14 protein-coding genes and 1 riboswitch are annotated in these 18,815 nt (G+C 32.7%); of the genes, 4 read left to right on the top strand and 10 right to left on the bottom strand.

Annotated elements, in window-relative coordinates; translation table 11 throughout:
• Positions 1-110: 110 nt before the first annotated feature.
• Positions 111-1,463, bottom strand: coding sequence for a radical SAM/SPASM domain-containing protein (locus tag KQI85_RS11960; RefSeq protein WP_216576311.1), 1,353 nt, complete (start codon positions 1,461-1,463; stop codon positions 111-113).
• Positions 1,464-1,533: 70 nt separating this feature from the next.
• Entirely contained in the window at positions 1,534-1,680 is a 147-nt protein-coding gene (locus KQI85_RS11955) for a hypothetical protein (protein ID WP_216576310.1), read from the bottom strand.
• A gap of 243 nt (positions 1,681-1,923) precedes the next feature.
• On the opposite strand from KQI85_RS11955, the gene KQI85_RS11950 reads away from it, so the two are divergent.
• Positions 1,924-2,775 carry a transposase gene (locus tag KQI85_RS11950; protein WP_253293875.1) on the top strand — a complete coding sequence of 284 codons (852 nt, stop codon included), beginning with the start codon at positions 1,924-1,926 and terminating at the stop codon, positions 2,773-2,775.
• 201 nt (positions 2,776-2,976) lie between these two features.
• On the opposite strand, the gene KQI85_RS11945 is transcribed toward KQI85_RS11950, so the two are convergent.
• The 4 genes from KQI85_RS11945 to KQI85_RS11930 form a co-directional block, all read right to left on the bottom strand.
• Complete coding sequence (locus tag KQI85_RS11945; RefSeq protein WP_216576309.1) at positions 2,977-4,596, bottom strand: ATP-binding cassette domain-containing protein; 1,620 nt, start codon at positions 4,594-4,596, stop codon at positions 2,977-2,979.
• A gap of 35 nt (positions 4,597-4,631) precedes the next feature.
• Complete coding sequence (locus KQI85_RS11940; protein ID WP_216576308.1) at positions 4,632-6,107, bottom strand: ATP-binding cassette domain-containing protein; 1,476 nt, start codon at positions 6,105-6,107, stop codon at positions 4,632-4,634.
• 327 nt (positions 6,108-6,434) lie between these two features.
• Entirely contained in the window at positions 6,435-7,949 is a 1,515-nt protein-coding gene (locus tag KQI85_RS11935; RefSeq protein ID WP_216576307.1) for a helix-turn-helix domain-containing protein, read from the bottom strand.
• Positions 7,950-8,058: 109 nt separating this feature from the next.
• Positions 8,059-9,705 (bottom strand): ABC transporter ATP-binding protein, encoded by a 1,647-nt coding sequence (locus KQI85_RS11930; protein ID WP_216576306.1) that lies wholly within the window; start codon positions 9,703-9,705, stop codon positions 8,059-8,061.
• Between the two features lie 338 nt (positions 9,706-10,043).
• Between KQI85_RS11930 and KQI85_RS11925 the strand changes: the two genes are divergently transcribed.
• The gene (locus tag KQI85_RS11925; protein WP_216576305.1) at positions 10,044-11,030 is read left to right on the top strand and encodes an Rpn family recombination-promoting nuclease/putative transposase; all 987 of its coding nucleotides are present in this window, start codon (positions 10,044-10,046) and stop codon (positions 11,028-11,030) included.
• A 55-nt stretch (positions 11,031-11,085) separates the two neighbouring features.
• Positions 11,086-11,748 carry an RluA family pseudouridine synthase gene (locus tag KQI85_RS11920; RefSeq protein WP_371820619.1) on the top strand — a complete coding sequence of 221 codons (663 nt, stop codon included), beginning with the start codon at positions 11,086-11,088 and terminating at the stop codon, positions 11,746-11,748.
• Positions 11,749-11,890: 142 nt separating this feature from the next.
• On the opposite strand, the gene KQI85_RS11915 is transcribed toward KQI85_RS11920, so the two are convergent.
• From KQI85_RS11915 to metK, 3 genes are all read right to left on the bottom strand, one after another.
• The gene (locus KQI85_RS11915; RefSeq protein ID WP_216576304.1) at positions 11,891-12,580 is read right to left on the bottom strand and encodes a response regulator transcription factor; all 690 of its coding nucleotides are present in this window, start codon (positions 12,578-12,580) and stop codon (positions 11,891-11,893) included.
• On the bottom strand, positions 12,573-14,072 hold the full coding sequence (locus KQI85_RS11910) for a HAMP domain-containing sensor histidine kinase (RefSeq protein ID WP_216576303.1): 1,500 nt from the start codon (positions 14,070-14,072) through the stop codon (positions 12,573-12,575). The genes KQI85_RS11915 and KQI85_RS11910 overlap by 8 nt, the downstream gene beginning before the upstream one ends.
• Positions 14,073-14,428: 356 nt before the next feature.
• Entirely contained in the window at positions 14,429-15,613 is a 1,185-nt protein-coding gene (gene metK / locus KQI85_RS11905; RefSeq protein ID WP_216576302.1) for a methionine adenosyltransferase, read from the bottom strand.
• 130 nt (positions 15,614-15,743) lie between these two features.
• Positions 15,744-15,842: riboswitch (SAM riboswitch) on the bottom strand.
• Positions 15,843-16,233: 391 nt separating this feature from the next.
• Between metK and KQI85_RS11900 the strand changes: the two genes are divergently transcribed.
• Complete coding sequence (locus KQI85_RS11900) at positions 16,234-17,304, top strand: HD-GYP domain-containing protein (protein WP_216576301.1); 1,071 nt, start codon at positions 16,234-16,236, stop codon at positions 17,302-17,304.
• Positions 17,305-17,449: 145 nt separating this feature from the next.
• Here KQI85_RS11900 and KQI85_RS11895 read toward each other — a convergent pair whose 3' ends face one another.
• A complete protein-coding gene (locus KQI85_RS11895; protein WP_216576300.1) occupies positions 17,450-18,742 on the bottom strand; it encodes a UDP-N-acetylglucosamine 1-carboxyvinyltransferase in 1,293 nt (430 codons plus the stop codon).
• Between the last annotated feature and the right edge of the window lie 73 nt (positions 18,743-18,815).

Below are 18,815 nucleotides of genomic sequence, written 5' to 3'. Positions count from 1 at the left end.
CTCAACTATACAATTCGGATAGACTGTTATTACACCATTTAAATTAAAATTTCAAATCACACACTTTCAATTTTCCCCGAATCATATGGTCTTCGCTTTAAAGTTGCAATTCAATTATATAAAAATGGCAATGATGACATTTCAAATGTCTTGCATAACCTTCTTCCAGTCATTGCTTTTTGCAATATACATCCGCCAAAGCAATCTGGCAGTTTTGAACACTTTCTACAGTTTTCATCTTTAAAACAGTTTGCATAGCTTCGCCATTCCATCAACTTATTTCCATTAACATTTACCTGACCATCTTCACTAATGTAGCCAAACTTTGCGACTTCTGTTTCCATGTTATTTATACACTTCCATAATGTCAAATCTGGCATTAAATAAAAAAAGTTATCATCTCCGCAAGCCTCACATGTTTTGTATAAATAGTTGCTCTTAACTATTGAATACCCCATCGATTCTCCTAAATCATAGAATTGAGTCAGTGCATCCAATTTATTACTATTATTTTCTTTATAGCTGTTAGTTTCATAAATAGGTCTGAATAATAGTTCTATATGCTCTCTCTCCTTTTCAGTAAATTCGCTTAATGTTTTTCGAACATCCGTTATACCGATATCCTTTAAATTTAGTCTTAAAATAAATTTCATATTTGACTCTTTTTCTATTAAAACCTTTATAAGTTGTTTTATATTTGCTATAATAACATCGTAAGAAGGTCTTCCATTGCTATAAGTTCTCTGTTTATCATGAATATCTTTATACCCATCAATTGTTATTTGAATTGCCCTGCAATTGTTTTTTATCAATAAACGCACTATTTGTTCTGTTAATAAAGAACCATTAGTTGTTATTGATATGGTGTAATCAAACTTTTCTTTCTCTTTCAGCATTGAAACCGTTTCCAAAAAATCAAATATCTCTTTGGCTTGCACTAAAGGCTCCCCTCCGAACAAACTTATTTCAACCGAATTATAATATTTGAAATACTTTGCTGCGTACTTTTTTAACACTTCATAGTAATCTACTCTCTCTTGCATTTTAGCATTGGTTTTTTCAAAGCAATACGGGCAATTAAAATTACATTTTAATGTAGGTGTGAGAATAATATTAAGTGACGTTGATGAATAGTAGTATTTATTATATACATATTCCAGTTCTTCTAACTCATCTCTTGAATCATCAATCAAAAAGCCATTCTCTTCTAATAACATTTTTTCTTTATCACTCAGTCTCTCCAAATTCAGTTCATTAGCATCTATTTTTGCAAATGCTTTCGATATAGAGTTGTATATGTATTCTTTATTGTTATGTTCAAAATACACATTATATTTACTTTCTTTCATAGTTATTAATCGCAACATTCTAACACTTACTTTTGTTGCCCTCTCTTTCCTTAATTGTAGTGATTTTTTTATTGAATGTGCCCAAAGCACTGTTGTAAAATTTGATTTAGGCACATTCTTTTGTATCATACAACTATTTTAATACTTGTTTATTAACAACACGGACCATTATGTTCCAACATCATTAATTTATCTTTACTGTGTGACAATTTCCTGTGCATGTACATGCATCAAGTGGTGAAACATGTTCGGATTTATTTATATCCTTAGCCATCACTTCAACCTTTTCCTTTAAACTAACCTTAGCTGGAATTTCTATTACAATAGCCATGCCAATACCCCCCCTTTCATTAATTTTCTAAATTAGTACCGCATTACTTGTTGTATATATTATCGCGTTACCATTTTAGTTGACGTCAGTATAACATGCTACAGGTAAGAAAACAATGACGTTTCTGGAAATTTTTATTTCCAGAAACGTCATTGTTTTCTTACCTGTACTATGTTATATTGTAGTTTTATGCTTTTTGTTCCGCCTAGAATACGTCTATCTCTGCTCTCGGGAATTTGACAGTTGAATAAAAGGAAATTTTTTGCAGGCCTTGAAAAGCCTTTATTTTTTTGTCAAATTTTATTTAGATTCTTACAGGATTTCTGCCTTGAAGATGATGGATGGTATCTTCCTGACAGTAATAAAAAACATAAACTAAGCGAGTTGGATGAAGATGCTGATTATGAGAAGGTTTTTTATAAAGACAGATGGACTAATGAAAACAATCTCGAACAGCATCTTATTGTAACCTATTCCATCAAATATCGTAATTATCAGAGAACTATTAGAGAACGCCAGATTGAAAGAGCTGAGAAGTTTGTAGAATCACCTTCAAAACTTGCAAAGAACAGAGCTAATGATCCAAAAAGATTTATTGAGCAGGGACACTGCACTTCCGATGGTGAAATCGCAAGTAAAACAATTACTTCATTGAATCAGGAACAGATAGATAACGAAGCAAAGTATGATGGGCTCTATGCTGTATGCACAAACCTTGAATACGATGTTTCAGACATCATTAAAATCAATCAGAAAAGATGGGAAATTGAAGAATGTTTCAGAATTATGAAAACTGAATTTAAAGCAAGACTGGTATATCTTTCAAGAAAAGACCGAATCACCGCCCACTTTACCACATGCTTTACTGCACTTGTTATTTATAGAATTCTAGAACATAAACTAAGCGAGAAATATACCTGCGAAGAATTGATAGATACAATACGATCCATGAATATGCTGATTGCACCTGGTGAAGGTTATATACCAACCTATACTCGCACCGATATCACGGATGCACTTCACGATACTTTTGGTTTTAGAACAGACTATCAGATAACTTCTGAGAAAAATTTTAAATCAAACAAAGACAAGTAAAAAATAGCCACATACTTTCTGATGAAAAGAGCCTCGCAAGCGCCGGATTTAAGTGGTCTGCGAGGCTTTTATCTTTCTTTAACTGTCAAAGACGGGATTTTTGCAAACTATTTTTTTGTTTTGATATTAAACTTACAAAAATAGAGAGTCTGCGATTCAAAATCCGACTCTCTATTTTTTATAATAACCATCACATCCATATTACATAGCACAAACAACATCGCCACATGCTTCTATAATATCACTATTATGACTTATTATAAGCATTCCATAGTTACTATTCTTTACATATTCTGCAAAATGCACAACAGATTTCTTATCAAGATTATTAGTTGGTTCATCAAATATCGTATATATACCATTCTCAAGTGCTATTATCGCTCTTATAAGCCCAACCTTCTGAATCTCTCCTCCTGACATATCATAGTCAGTAAGTCCTGATACCTGTTTATCAAGTAATTGTGTTATATCATATTCTTTTGCAAGCTGCATAATCCTCTTTCTATTATTACTCTCTATATCAGCTATCTTATTCTCATCCGTTACATTCTCCATAATTATATTATTGATAAGTTCTATATTCTCTCTTACACTTACATTAAACAGATAAGGTGTCTGTTCTGAATAGTATATCCTCTTTCCACCAGACATATTAAATCTGCCATAATAATCCACATACAAGCCACCTATTACCTTGGCAATTGTGGATTTACCACATCCATTTTCACCAGCAAGTATTGTCTTTACTGTAGTATCTATTACAGCATTAAAAGGTACTTTTGGAATTCTTGTATTATCTGCTTCTATATATACATCTGTAAGTTCAAGCATATTGTTATTCATATCTGCACTTCTAACATCAGCTTGTGGATTCTGATAGAATATCTCTATTCTCTCGACAAGCTCCTTAAGCTCCGGTGCATACTGTGTAACATTAATTATTCTTCTTATTATAAAATCCATCGCATATACATATCCTGTCATTGCAAGTATCTCACCTACTGTTATAAGTCTAAGCGATGCCAGAATACATCCTGTAAGAATCACTAATACTGTTACAATATTTTTAACAAGTTCATTAATAGTATCATTATTAACTGTTGTCTTTATGAGATTATCTTTGACATCAGCATAATATTTATCAAATTGTTCTCTAAGTCTTTCAATAAGAGTTGCTTCTGCTCCTATATTCTTAATAAAATCACAAGAATTAATCGCAAGAAGCTCATCCTGCCTATATGCTTCAGTGAATTCAAGCTCAGTTCTCTTAAGCTTTGCCATTCTCTTACGGAATCTATATGTAACTGTGGCTCTTGATATTGTAAGTATCAGCGTAATTATAATATATATGTAATTAATATCAGCCATACATACTAATAGAATTACTGCACATATTGGAGCTGAATACTTATATATCTCATTGTATATCCATGTATTACGAAATTCTATTATATCATCTTCCATTCTGCTTTGAACTGTATTAACATCCATCTTCTTAATATCATCATATTTTTTATCAAGAAATCTTGAATATATTACTCTGTCATGTTTTAGTGAATACTTTAACATAAGCACATTAGATACATACTCAATTACAGGAATTATAATAATATTAACTGCCTGACATATTATTAATGTTATAACTGATTCTCTAGATAATCTGATATTCTTATCAAACAATGAATTACATAAATCAGCTACTTTATCCGCTGAGAATATCATTATCAAAAATGTAATTATCTCACTTATTACCGAGAATATCCACGTTGGAAAAAGTGCTTTTCTACAATCATGGTTAATCTGTTTTTTAATATTATTCATATGCAAAATCCTTTCGATTATAATGGACTATCATCTTACGCACATCCATTTTTTATCTCATCTATGTTATATTTTACTATATTAGCACTCTCTGTTATCTGTCTGTCATGTGATACCAGAATAATATTCCTGCTACTTTCTTCCATCAGTTCCATAAGTATATCAATGCCTTTTGCATCAAGATTATTACCCGGTTCATCAAGTATAATTACTTCTTTATTACTTGCAAAAGCAAGAGCAATATTAATCTTCTTAAGTTCACCACCGGATAAACTGCTCATATCTGTATCTCTGACTGTATCTGTAATATCAAATCTTGCAAGAATATTATCAAATGTTACTCTATCAATGTCGCTTGTCATATCTATTATCTTATCTATGCTTATATCAGCAATAATGTCTTTCTGCGGCATATAATAATAATTGTTAGTTCCCTCTCTTGCAGTAATTCCATCAATATTACTAATTCCGTCATATATAAGTCTTTTTAGAAAAGTTGTCTTACCACTTCCATTATCACCTGTTATAAGTACTATATTTCCATCTTCATTATCTATATCTATCTTATATTCATGCTGTACATCTGCATTATATATTGTTGACAATCTTTTTACTGCTTCACGACTAACCTTTATATCTGGAATATTACTAAAAATATCACTGAGCGCACTGTAAAATACATCTGACACTGCTACTGCTGCAACTGCCTGTGATATACTACATCTTCCAATCATATATATGATTCCGCATATTGCATACGTTCCATATTTTAGAAGAGACTCTGCAAGATTCTGTGCTGACATCTCTGCCGCTCCCATAAGTTCCTGTTTCTTACCAACTCTTGTATATCTGGTATGTATATCTCTAAGCCTGCTGTCATACCAACTCTTAAGTTTCATTATCTTGATGTTGGCAAATCCATAGTATCCACTCATTATACATTCTGTTATCTTAGCTTCTTCATCTTCTGCTTCAACATAATTGTCAGCTGCATATCTGCTTATTAACATTGGCACTATCATTTGTATAAATCCTGCACATATCATAATAATTCCTATAAGGACATTATTGGTTACAAGATATATTCCATAGGAAATCGCAGATACCAGACCTATTATAATCGCCGGAATACATCTTGACACATAGTCTGTAATTCTGTCTATATCATGCGTAACATTCTCAAGTATATCTCCTATCTGTGACTGTTCAAAAACACGTCTGCTTGCACGCATACATCTCTTATAAAAGTTAACTCTGAACTGATAACGTCCTCTTGTATTATCCCTTTGAAAAGTAACATCAACAATTCTCTTTACTGCATATATAATTATATACAATAGCAGGATAACTATGCTATATCGTATAACCTGTTCTATACGATACTGCGTTACCATATCTATTATCCTTGAATATATCTTTGACAATATTATTCCAATCGGAATCAATATTATCGAATATATGCAATTAATTATTATTCCTTTTTTAGTGCTTGAAAAAATCTCTCTTAGCATATTATTTCCTCACTTAATTCTGTAAATTCGCAATCCATTGTATTTTTCTTCAAATAATCTCCTTTTTCTAAATATGACATTCCACTACATCTCGTCACATTTTAAAACATCAATATGCTGCAACTAATCTTTACTACCGTATTGACGTTTCAACTTTGTAAGTATAGCACAGTATAAAAGTGAAAATCAATGTTAAAGAACTGTATAAGGACAGTCAAACTCAAAATTGATAAAATAAAAGACATTCCCTTAATTTTTATACTATTTAAGGAAATGTCTTTAAAAAGAATTTATTCTTATTTACTGTCAATTGGTAAGATGTATCTCTTAAAACACATCTATCTCTGCTCTTATGAATTTCATTCCTGTATCTATATATTCTTCTATATTCTCATCTTCTGTTTTTTTATCACCTTGTATAATCTTCTCTATCATCTGTCTTCTGATACTCTCATCATATATTGAACTTTTCTTTTGACGATTCTGTACTACAATTTTTATAATCTTAATCACTTCATCGTTATTGTTTAATTCATTATAACTCTCTGCCATCTGATAGAGTAACTCAAGCTCTGTTCTTGTTAAAAAACGTTTTACTCTAGATATATCATTCGTTGTAATATATAAGATATTCTTACATTCTTCTATCATCTGCTCTTCGTCAATATATTCTTGTCTCTTCCTTATTATCGCACTAACAAGGTCTACATATTGTCGGTTTACAGGCTTGTCTGTATCTATACTCTCAATAATCATTCTTATTAGTTGTTCTGCCCTCATATACTCATGCTCTGTCATCTCATATTCAAGATGTTTCATTAACATATGAACTCTGCTGTCATAGTTAATTATATAGTGCCTGTAATTACCATATTCTATACCAAGACGTTCCTTTAGTCTTCCATAATTACCAGAACTTATTCTTCTTCCGCCACTTTCTATTCTCGAATATGTCTCCGATTCACATATTCCACGAACAAACTGATTCTGGCTTAATCCCTTGTCCGCTCTCTCTGCTCTTAGATATTCATTAATAAGACATATATGATATCTATCTTCTCTCCAGCTTCTTATCCATGCTTCTATCTGCATGTCTGGCAATATGCCATATTCATTATATCTAGTCAAAAGTTTTCTATAATTATATCCTTCTCTCCCGCCGGTTCTACATCCGGGATTTCCCACAAGTATGTCTTCTGCCATAATCAGTTCAGAATATATCTTCTGAAGTTCATTCACATCTCTTATATTGTCATGTACATAATTATATATACCTGCAAGTATACTCTCAATCTCTTTCTTATCTATAAGTTCTCTTTCTTTTTTACTATATAGATACAACATATACAGATGTAGTTCAAATCTTCCCATTCCTATATATGCTTTCAGACTATCGATATCTCTTACTGTATATGTACATCTAAGTGATCTTACTATACATTCACAAAATCGGCTGATTCTACCATTAATCAGACTTATTATTGCCTCTATATAAAGTTCATACTGCGAATGTAATATACTACTTATACCCTTTGGAACTATCCGATTATAATGTCTGTGACTGTCTAATTCTGACCATTCTCCATTTATAATATATGTAAGTGTCTCACATCTCCACCTGTAATAATCATATTCTTCAAGATCAACCATGAACTCAAATCCATCTGCTGAAAGTCCAAGTCTATTCATCAAAGCAATGAATGTAAGTCCGTCCATCTCTCTAATTCCTGCTTCATATTTTGCCAACACTGATGCTGCACATATTCCCCTGCTTAATCGCTTCTGCGCAACGTTCTTATCAATCCTCACGTTCTTTATCAACTGTCCAATCCCGGTATTCATTATGCCCTCCTATTGTGTAACAACTTAGCTGTCTTAATGTCTGCTTTATATAATATGCTATATGTTATTATATAATACATCACTTTAGCGCATAATACTATACTTTTTTTTAATATATCCCCTGAACTTCGCATAACTTGCCATCTTTTAATTCAAGAATGACATCATACATTTTTTCTATCTCATCACTCACTTTATGTTCTATTGACACTATTGTAAGTTCCTTATCATGTAGCAATTCCCTCATTATCTTATTACTACTTTTTAGATCTATCGCCGATGTCGCTTCATCCAGGAATAATATTTTTTTATTTTCCATCAACAATCTCGCTAAATTTATCTTCTGCTTTTCACCACCAGAGATATTATTCTCTGCATCTACATACATCTTACCATTAATTATATCATCTTCTATTCTATTAAGATCAAGTCTGTCTACTACCTCTTTTAATGCAATGGCATCATAATCTTCATTAAAAAGCGTAATATTATTCTTAAGTGTGTCATTGAATATAAATGGTGTCTGCATTGCAAACCCGACATTTTTATAAAATTCACTCTCAGACATCTCATCTATTCTTCTTCCATTAATATTGATATCACCTTTATAATCTTTAATAATTCCAGATATTATTTTAAACAATGTAGATTTTCCACTTCCACTATATCCATGTATCAGATATTTTTTACCTTTTTCAAATGTAATATTAACAGAGTCAATCACCATCCTGTCACCATAACTACATGATATGTCTCTCAATTCTATATTGTTAATTACACTCTCTTGATTATTGGAATAATCTACCTGTTGATTATCATCAGTATCGTTACTATATCTATATTCTTCAAAAAGCTTTTTTCTTACAGCATTAATTGCACAGAATCCATTCCATTCATATGCTATACTTGTTACAGGTCCAACTAAAAGGTCTGATACTGATACTGCGGCAAGAAGTCCACCCGGTGTAAGCATACCCTTACATATAAGAACAACGCCTGTTATTATAATTGCAAGATAATTAACATACGAAAAAAGACCTGTTATTATCTCACACAATGACACTTCGTTTTCATATTTATTCTGTAATTTTGTAGCTTTCTTACAGCTCTCGCCTGTCATATTCTCTACTTTGTTTTGTATATTATGCATCTTAAGAATATTACATCCATTAATTGTATCTGCAAGCCTTACATTATATTTATGTAGAGCCTCAAAACTTCTTTCTTTTTTTACTTCTATCTTCTTACCAAAAAGAACTGGAATTACCATCGGTATAAGATTGGTTATAAATATGACCACTGCTAATAGTGGATTAAGTGATATTAATGACAACGAATATATTATTATCGAAAATACAAAGAATACTATATCTGTAAGCTGTACATAATAATTCTCTATTATCTCATCTGCTTCGTTGTTAAATATAGCTATGTATTCCTGATTATTTTTGGAATTATCAACTGGATGTATTCTGTTAATAACCCCATGTAACAATTTTGCCTTTAATGTATCAGATACTCTTTTTTTATAATCTGATGTAATAATCTTTCTCATATATTCACTCATAAGTAGGAGTATTGTTATTCCAACAAGTTTTATAATACCATTTATTATATTCTTAAACTCTCCTGCTATTGCATAATCTAACAGTGTACTTGATAATAGTGGCTGTCCAACATTACATACCGCAACTACGCATGATAATAAAAATATTAATGTAAATTCCGTCTTTGTTTTCTTTGTTAATATGTTCATCTTACTTCTTCCTTTATTTTTTATTTGAAAAAATGATATTATTCTCTTTGACTTTTTATTTATAGCCATTTCACTCTTCTATGATGAAGCACTATCACTTTACCGAATTTTATTGTATCATATTGTCTTTATAAGGCAATGACGTTTGTGGAAATTAAAATTTCCACAAACGTCATTGATTTTCGCTTTTATACTGTGTTATACTATAATTTTAGATTTTTCATATTATTCAGAACACATCTGTCTTCTCTTACACACTTTTTTACAATTATTCTCTTTAACCTTGCTATTAACTCACATTCCATATTATAATTTGTTCTGACAGAAAGGAGTTACATATGAAAAATCAGACTCAGAATCTAAAACCTGATATTGTTGTTAAAAACTACTGGCGCAACAATGATCATTTTGCAGATTTTTTTAATGCAGTACTTTTTAATGGACAAGAGATAATCAGACCAAACGAATTACAGGATATTGATACTGAAGAATCTAGTATTCTCGAACACAAAGATTATGCTGAAAGCATTGGTGCAGCAAGAGATAATGTAAAAATACGAAAAAAGTCTACCAATTATAATACTGAATTTGTTATACTTGGAATAGAAGGACAGGAACGCATACATTATGCAATGCCAATGCGTATAATGGGATATGATTATGGTACTTATAAGAAACAGTACGATGATAATTCCAGAAAATACAAAAACGCAAAAGGCATGTCTGAAGATGAGTACATGTCAAGAATGAAGAAAAGTGACAGATTCACTCCTGTAATAACAATCGTAATATATTATGGCGAAAAAGAATGGGATGGTGCAACCTCGCTTCATGACATGTTATCTATTCCCAAGGAGATATTACCATTTGTTAATAATTACAAAATAAATCTTGTTGAAGCACGAAAGAATAATCTTTTACTTCACAATATTAATAACAAAGATTTATTCAGTTTACTTGAGATTTTGTTAAATAAGAGCGATAAATTGAATGAAACAAAGGAAAAAGCTATAAACTATGCAAGAGAACATAACGTAGACAAATCTGTTATCATGACTGTTGCAGGTGCAGCCAACTGTAAATTAGATTATAATGCTATCAATGCGAAAGGGGATGTTAATATGTGTACTGTATTTGAAGAAACCAGAAAAGAAGCTCTTGTCGAGGGTAAAATCGAGGGTAAAATCGAAGGCGAAGCCAAAGGTATCATTGAAACAGGTCTTGCTTTCGGAATTGCAAAGGATGATATTCTAAAAAGACTTCAGGAGAAGATGAATATTTCTTTAGATGAAGCACAGAACTATTTCACAATGTTTGCCAAATAAAGAATAGCCAAACGTTAGTTAATATAGTAATAACAATTTGAATCGGAGGAATATAGTGAACATTTTATATGAAGATAATGATATATGCGTATGTGTAAAACCTCAGGGAATTCTTGCACAGAGTAATCGTTCTTTTGACACAGATATGGTTAGTCTCTTAAAGGCAAGATATAAAACTTCCGGAAGCGAACCATACATTGCTGTAATTAACAGACTTGACCGTCCTGTAAGTGGAATAATGTTATTTGCCCGCAATAAGTCTGCAGCATCCGCACTTACAAAGCAGCTCACCGGTCATACAATCAATAAACAGTATTATGCTCTATGCGTTGGAATTCCTACTCCACCAAAAGGTGATTTTAATGATTATCTATTAAAAGATTCTAAGACTAATACTTCAAAGATTGTAAAAGAAGGAACTAAAGATGCCAAGTTATCAAAGTTATCTTATGAACTTATTGATACTTATACAGTGGATAATCTCAATGTATCTCTTGTTAAGATAGATCTGCATACAGGCAGACATCACCAGATAAGAGTTCAGTTTAGTGGACATAATCTTCCACTTCTGTATGACACCAAATATAACCCCCTATATAACACAACCCGCTCTAAGGGTCTAGTTGCACTGTGTGCCTGTCATCTGGAGTTCAGACATCCTGTAAATGGTAAAGCTATGTCTTTCTCTATTGAACCGGAATGGGATATTAATTTTTAGAATTGTATCTCTGTGAATACTAAAACACCTCATAAAACCCATATTTAGATACTATGAGGTGTTTTTATCCATTAATTTTATATGCAGCTAATTATTTTTATATATAGCCAATTATCTATATCATGTGGCATATTGTTCTGCATCACACTTTAAATCTATAGCCTACGCCCCAGATTGTCTCTATATACTGTGGCTTTGCTGTATCATATTCTATCTTCTCTCTTATCTTCTTAATATGAACTGTTACAGTTGCTATATCTCCGATTGATTCCATATCCCATATCTTGCTAAAGAGTTCTTCCTTAGTGAATACATGATTTGGATTCTGTGCAAGGAATGTAAGAAGGTCGAATTCTTTGGTTGTAAAATTCTTCTCTTCTCCATTAACATATACACGTCTTGCTGTCTTATCAATCTTAATTCCTCTAATCTCGATAATCTCATTTTGAGGACTTCCGCTTCCTATAAGTCTCTCATATCTTGCCAGATGTGCTTTTACTCTGGCTACAAGTTCACTTGGGCTGAATGGCTTAGTCATATAATCATCTGCGCCAAGTCCAAGTCCTCTTATCTTATCAATATCATCTTTTTTAGCTGATACCATGATAATTGGTGTATTTTTCTCTTCTCTTACTCTTTTGCATATCTCGAAACCGTCTACCCCCGGCAGCATAAGATCAAGGATAAGAAGATCAAATTCTTCTGTAAGTGCTCTGTTAAGACCTGTGTCTCCCTGATTTTCCATCTCTACTTCAAAACCGCTAAGTTCAAGATAATCTTTCTCTAATTCTGCGATACTTTCTTCGTCTTCAATTATAAGAATTCTACTCATAGTGTATCTCCTCCTGATATTTTCTAAGTACAAAGTACATTACTGTACCTGTGTCTTCTTTACTTGTTGCCCATATCTTACCGCCATGATCTTCGATAATCTTCTTCACAATTGAAAGTCCTATTCCACTTCCACCCTGTGCTGAATTTCTCGATGAATCTGTCCTATAGAATCTGTCGAATATATAAGGTAAATCTCTTGCTGCAATTCCTTTACCATTATCTTCTATCTCAACCTGTATAAAGTCTCCTACATCTTTAATTCTGACATTTACAATGCCCTCTTTTTTATTGATGTATTTGACAGAGTTACCAATTATATTATTAATTACTCGCTTTAGCTGTTCAGCATCTGCTATAATCTGGAAACTTTCTTCTGTATAGTTAAAATATCCAAGTTTGATATTCTTAGCTTCAAGGTCAAGTGCAATCTCTTCAACGCAGTCTTTAAAGTACGTATCTACGTTAATCTTGGTAAATGTATATGGTATCTTATTGGTATCAATCTTTGAGTAAAATGTAAGCTCATTAATAAGCCTGTCCATATCATTTGCTTTATTATATATCGTCCTTATATATTTATCCATCTTCTCAGGTGTATCAGCAACACCATCCATAATTCCTTCTACATAACCTTTTACCGCTGTAATAGGTGTCTTAAGGTCATGTGAAATATTACTTATAAGCTCTTTACTCTCTTTGTCATATTGAACTTTCTCCTCTGCTGATTCCTTAAGTCTCTTCCTCATCTCTTCAAAATCAAGACAGAGTTCGCTAATCTCATCTGTTCCACTTGTATCAAGTGTAAAGTCAAGATTGCCATCTTTGATATTCTGTGTTGCTTCCTTAAGTTTTGCAAGTGGTTTGACCATTCCTTTATATATCCAGAATGTAAGTCCTCCACTTGTTCCTGCAAGTATTATTATTACTACTATTAACACTTTTACTATAACGCTTTTTATCTGTGGAGTAACTTTCTTAATTGGTGTAATTACAAATACACTTCCTTTTGAACCATTTGGATATATAAAATCCATCTGTCTTGTTATCCTCTCGTAATCTCCTCCTGAATATGTAAAAGCATGTGGTTCTACTGCTTCCCCAACATATTCCGGTAACATTGATATTATATCATCATACGAATTGGGAAGTGTTGAAAATTCAATATTATCAGCTTTTCGCACCACTATATATGATGCCTTTTTAACCAATCTGTTACCTATATCGGTAAGATAGTCAATATTCTCAATATTTGATGGATGTTCTTTAAGTGTTGTGTCAATTTCAGTACTTATCTCTTCTGCAAGCCTTCCAAAAAAACGTACAGGATTATACAGACTCTCATAATCTGTATCTTCATTATCTATATGATAAGTATTATTGACAGTTGTCACCTGATAATTCATTACAAGAAGCAATATTAATATAAATAATATCATAGGGACAACTATAAGTGTACAAAATGAAATTTTAAGTCTTGTTTTTAACTTCATGCTCGTATATCTCCTGTCTTATTGACTTTTTTATAACTTCAAAAATCACTGCTATTTATTATACCATAGTCATCGCACTTTTTTGTAGCAAAGTATATAAGATTATAAAATTTTAATAAAAAAGCAGGCTTTTTTAATATTTATCATACAAAAAAGCCTTAAACCATCCCATAGAGAATCAAAAATCGCCACAGTATAACGCAACTTCAGAATCAAACGAAAATAACGATATCCCACAGAGAACCAAAAATCGCTACAGTATAACTATCATATATATATCAAATTGATGGATATATAATTATGAAAGTATACTATAGCGATTATATATTATACCAATATTTTATTATCTGTTAAAATTAGTTTAATTCAGCTTTTAATACGTCTGCTTTATCTGTCTGCTCCCAAGGTAAGTTAAGATCATTACGTCCAAAGTGTCCATATGCTGCTGTTGGTCTGTAGATTGGTCTTCTAAGATCTAACATCTTGATAATTCCTGCTGGTCTTAGATCAAAGTGTTTACGAACTATCTCTACAAGTTTCTCATCTGATACTTTACCTGTTCCGAATGTATCAACCATAACTGATGTTGGCTGTGCAACACCGATAGCGTATGATAACTGAATCTCGCATCTGTCTGCAAGTCCTGCTGCTACGATATTCTTAGCTACATAACGTGCTGCGTATGCTGCTGAACGGTCAACTTTTGTACAGTCTTTACCAGAGAAAGCTCCGCCGCCGTGACGTGCATATCCGCCATAAGTATCTACGATAATCTTACGTCCTGTAAGTCCTGCATCTCCATGAGGACCACCAATTACAAAACGTCCTGTTGGATTAATGAAGAACTTAGTATTATCATCGATTAATTCTTTAGGAAGGACTTCATCAAATACATATTTTTTAATATCTTCATGAATCTGTTCCTGTGTTACATCTTCATCATGCTGAGTTGATAATACAACTGCTTCAAGACGGAATGGCTTACCTTCTTCATCATATTCAACTGATACCTGTGTCTTGCCATCTGGTCTTAAGTATGATAATGTACCATCTTTACGAACTTTTGTAAGCTGTAATGCAAGCTTGTGAGCTAATGAGATTGGATATGGCATTAATTCTTCTGTCTCGTTAGTTGCATAACCAAACATCATACCCTGATCTCCTGCACCTGTATCAAGATCATCTGCTAACTCGCCTTCTTTTGCTTCAAGAGCTTTATCAACACCCATAGCAATATCAGGTGACTGTTTGTCAAGTGCTACCATAACTGCACATGAGTTACCATCGATTCCTTTCTTACCATCGTCATAACCGATATCAAGAACTGTCTTACGAACGATTGCCGGTATATCAAGCTGTGCTTTTGTTGTGATCTCACCTGTTACAAGAATGAATCCTGTACATGCTGCTGTCTCACATGCAACACGGCTCATAGGATCCTGTTCCATACATGCATCAAGAATTGCGTCTGAAACTGCATCACATACTTTGTCAGGATGTCCTTCAGTAACTGATTCAGATGTAAATAATCTTTTTTCCATTTTTTTCCTCCTGTGAATTGGTATGAGCAATATCTACTGCCCATATATGTTTATCTGCGCTCATGGCATATAGCGTATATACCATAAAAAAAAGCCCCACAACAGGGACTTGAAATCAAGAAATCAAATCCTCTTATTGTTCGAATTACTCGCTCAGGTTGGCACCTTCCATCTCTGGGGTTGCCGTGACTTCATCGATCCTCTGTATCTCCATCACTCTGAATAAGGGATAAAACAATATTTAATTTAATCACTTGCGCTAATAATACTACTACAACTGTTCTTATAAGTCAACACCTATTTTTTTTCATTAAGATATGCCAATTTTTCTCATTAAGATATGCCAATTTTTCTCATTAAGATATGCTCTATTTCCCCTATTAAGAAATTTTATAACGCATTTTTTCATTAAGAAAAGGGGGTATGATGTCGAATTACACATTAGATAGTTTTACATTAGATAATTTCACATTACCAATGTTTTTTAATTTGACTATTAACATCGAATTTGTGTCTTTAATACTTATATCCTTAATTCTGTGTTATTGATACTTGTATTGTTAATAGTTTACTTTTTCAATGTTAATGATTTACATTTTTTTACTGACGGAGGTTATATTATGCCAAAAAAATATATTATGATTGATGGACTCGTTCCAGGAATGATTGTTGCTGACGATGTTATCAATATTAATGGTCAGCTAATTATAAAAAAAGGTTCCATTCTAACCGATGATGTTATCTCAAAACTTGAATCTGCACGTATATTTGATATTCCTATTGATGATATTAATGATGAATACGAGCAAGATAGTACAAGCTACTATGAGAATCTTAAAGATAGTGGTGAATTTCTGTCATTTAAGACTGATTATCTCTCTGTAATGAATAATACTAAAGAGACTTTTAACCATGTAAAGGCACTTAATGGTCCTCTTGATGTTGATGAAACTATCAGTGGTATTATTGATCTGCTTAAAAAAGGTGAAAGCAATTTGCATATATTTGATATGCTTCATGTTATGAGAGATCTTAATGATATCATATATGTTCACTCTGTTAATGTAGCTCTTATAAGTAATATCCTTGGACAATGGCTTGAACTTCCGGCTGATGATATCAAAGTTCTTACTGCAGCTGCGCTCTTACATGATATAGGCAAGACTCAGATTCCCAAAGAGATTCTTACTAAACCTGAGAAACTATCTGCCGATGAGATTCAATTATTACATACGCATACAACACTAGGTTATGATATTCTAAAAGATAAGCAGCTTGATCAACGTATAAAAGATGTTGCTCTTATGCATCATGAGAGATGTGATGGCACCGGTTATCCTTCACATCTGTCATATCAGGATATAAGTCCATTCGCTAAGATTGTAGCTATTGCTGATGTATATGATGCAATGACTGCAAGCAGATCTTACAGAGAACCTATGTGTGCTTTCAAAGTTATTGAGACTTTTGAAAATCAGGGACTTAGTCAATATGATCCCGGATATATTCTTACTTTTATGGAGAATATTGTATCAAGCTATGTTAATACTGATGTTCTTCTTAGTGATGGACGTGAAGCTGAAATTGTATTCATTAACAGACAAAGACTTTCAAGACCAATGGTCAGATGTGGCAAAGACTTCATAGATCTTACTAAGACACCTAATCTTAAGATTGATTCACTTATATAATACTTAGAGTACTTTGACTTCTTATGCTATAAGTGAATAATTAAAATGGAATTTTAAAAGGTATATATAGAATTATAATCATCGCAAATTCTACATATACCTTTTATAGTAATCTACTCTATATCAGCTGACTTTTGTCTAATTATCAGCCTACTTTTAATCTGAACTTAAGTGCTTCTTCTTCTGAATTAACAAGTTCTATACATCCGCCAAGGCTTCTTAACTTACCATCAAAGTCTTCATATCCTCTTAAGATATATACAATATCATCTACTGTTGTGAATCCATCTGCTGCAAGACCTGCTATTACAAGTGCTGCACCTGCACGAAGATCTGGTGCATTAACCTGTGCACCTGAATAATGTTCAACACCATCAATTATGGCTGTATTACCTTCGACTTTGATAGTTGCACCCATTCTTGCAAGTTCATCAACATATTTTAATCTATTCTCGAATATGCTCTCTGTAACAATACTTGTTCCTTCTGATAATGCAAGAACGATTGCCATCTGTGGCTGCATATCAGTTGGAAATCCAGGATATGGAAGTGTCTTAATATGTGTGTGTCCAAGTCTCTTAGTTGCTGATACTCTGACTGCATCATCAAATTCTTCAACGTCACATCCTATCTCAATTAACTTGGCTGTAATAGCTTCAAGATGTTTTGGAATTACATTCTTAATAAGAATATCTCCTCTTGTAGCTGCTGCTGCTGTCATGAATGTTCCTGCTTCTATCTGATCAGGAATAATTGAGTAAGTAGCTCCATGTAACTTCTCTACACCTTTGATTCTGATAACATCTGTACCGGCACCTTTGATATTAGCTCCCATTGTATTAAGCATATTAGCAACATCTACTACATGTGGCTCTTTGGCTGCATTCTCAATGATAGTATTACCTTCTGCAAGTGCTGCTGCGAGCATAATATTAATTGTTGCACCAACTGATACAACATCAAGATATATATGTGTTCCAACAAGTCTGTCTGCTTTAGTAACTACCATTCCGTTCATAATCTCAACATCTGCACCAAGTGCCTTGAAGCCTTTAAGATGCTGATCTATTGGTCTGCTTCCTATATTACATCCACCAGGAAGTGCAACGTCTGCTTTTTTATACTTACCAAGTAATGCACCAAGAAGATAATATGATGCTCTAATCTTCTTAATATAGTCATATTCAACACTCACTGAACCTATATGACCACCATTGATCTTAACTGTATGTTTATCTATTCTCTCAACTACTGCTCCAATCTCTTCGATTGCACTTAATAATACTCTTATATCCATAACGTATGGAAGGTTTTCAATTGTAACTGTCTCATCTGTCATAATTGCTGCTGCAAGAATCGCAAGCGCTGCATTCTTAGCTCCACCAATACTAACTTCTCCACAAAGTGGTTTTCCACCTTTTATAATATACTGCTCCATAGCACACCTCTATTATCCAATTAACTATTTCAATAACTCAATCTACTAGTTTCATAATTATCTAACAATACTT

The organism is Falcatimonas sp. MSJ-15, assembly GCF_018918265.1.
Classification (GTDB): Bacteria; Bacillota; Clostridia; order Lachnospirales; family Lachnospiraceae; genus Falcatimonas.
The sequence above is the reverse complement of the archived record's forward strand: the minus strand, read 5'-3'. Positions and strand labels throughout refer to the sequence as shown.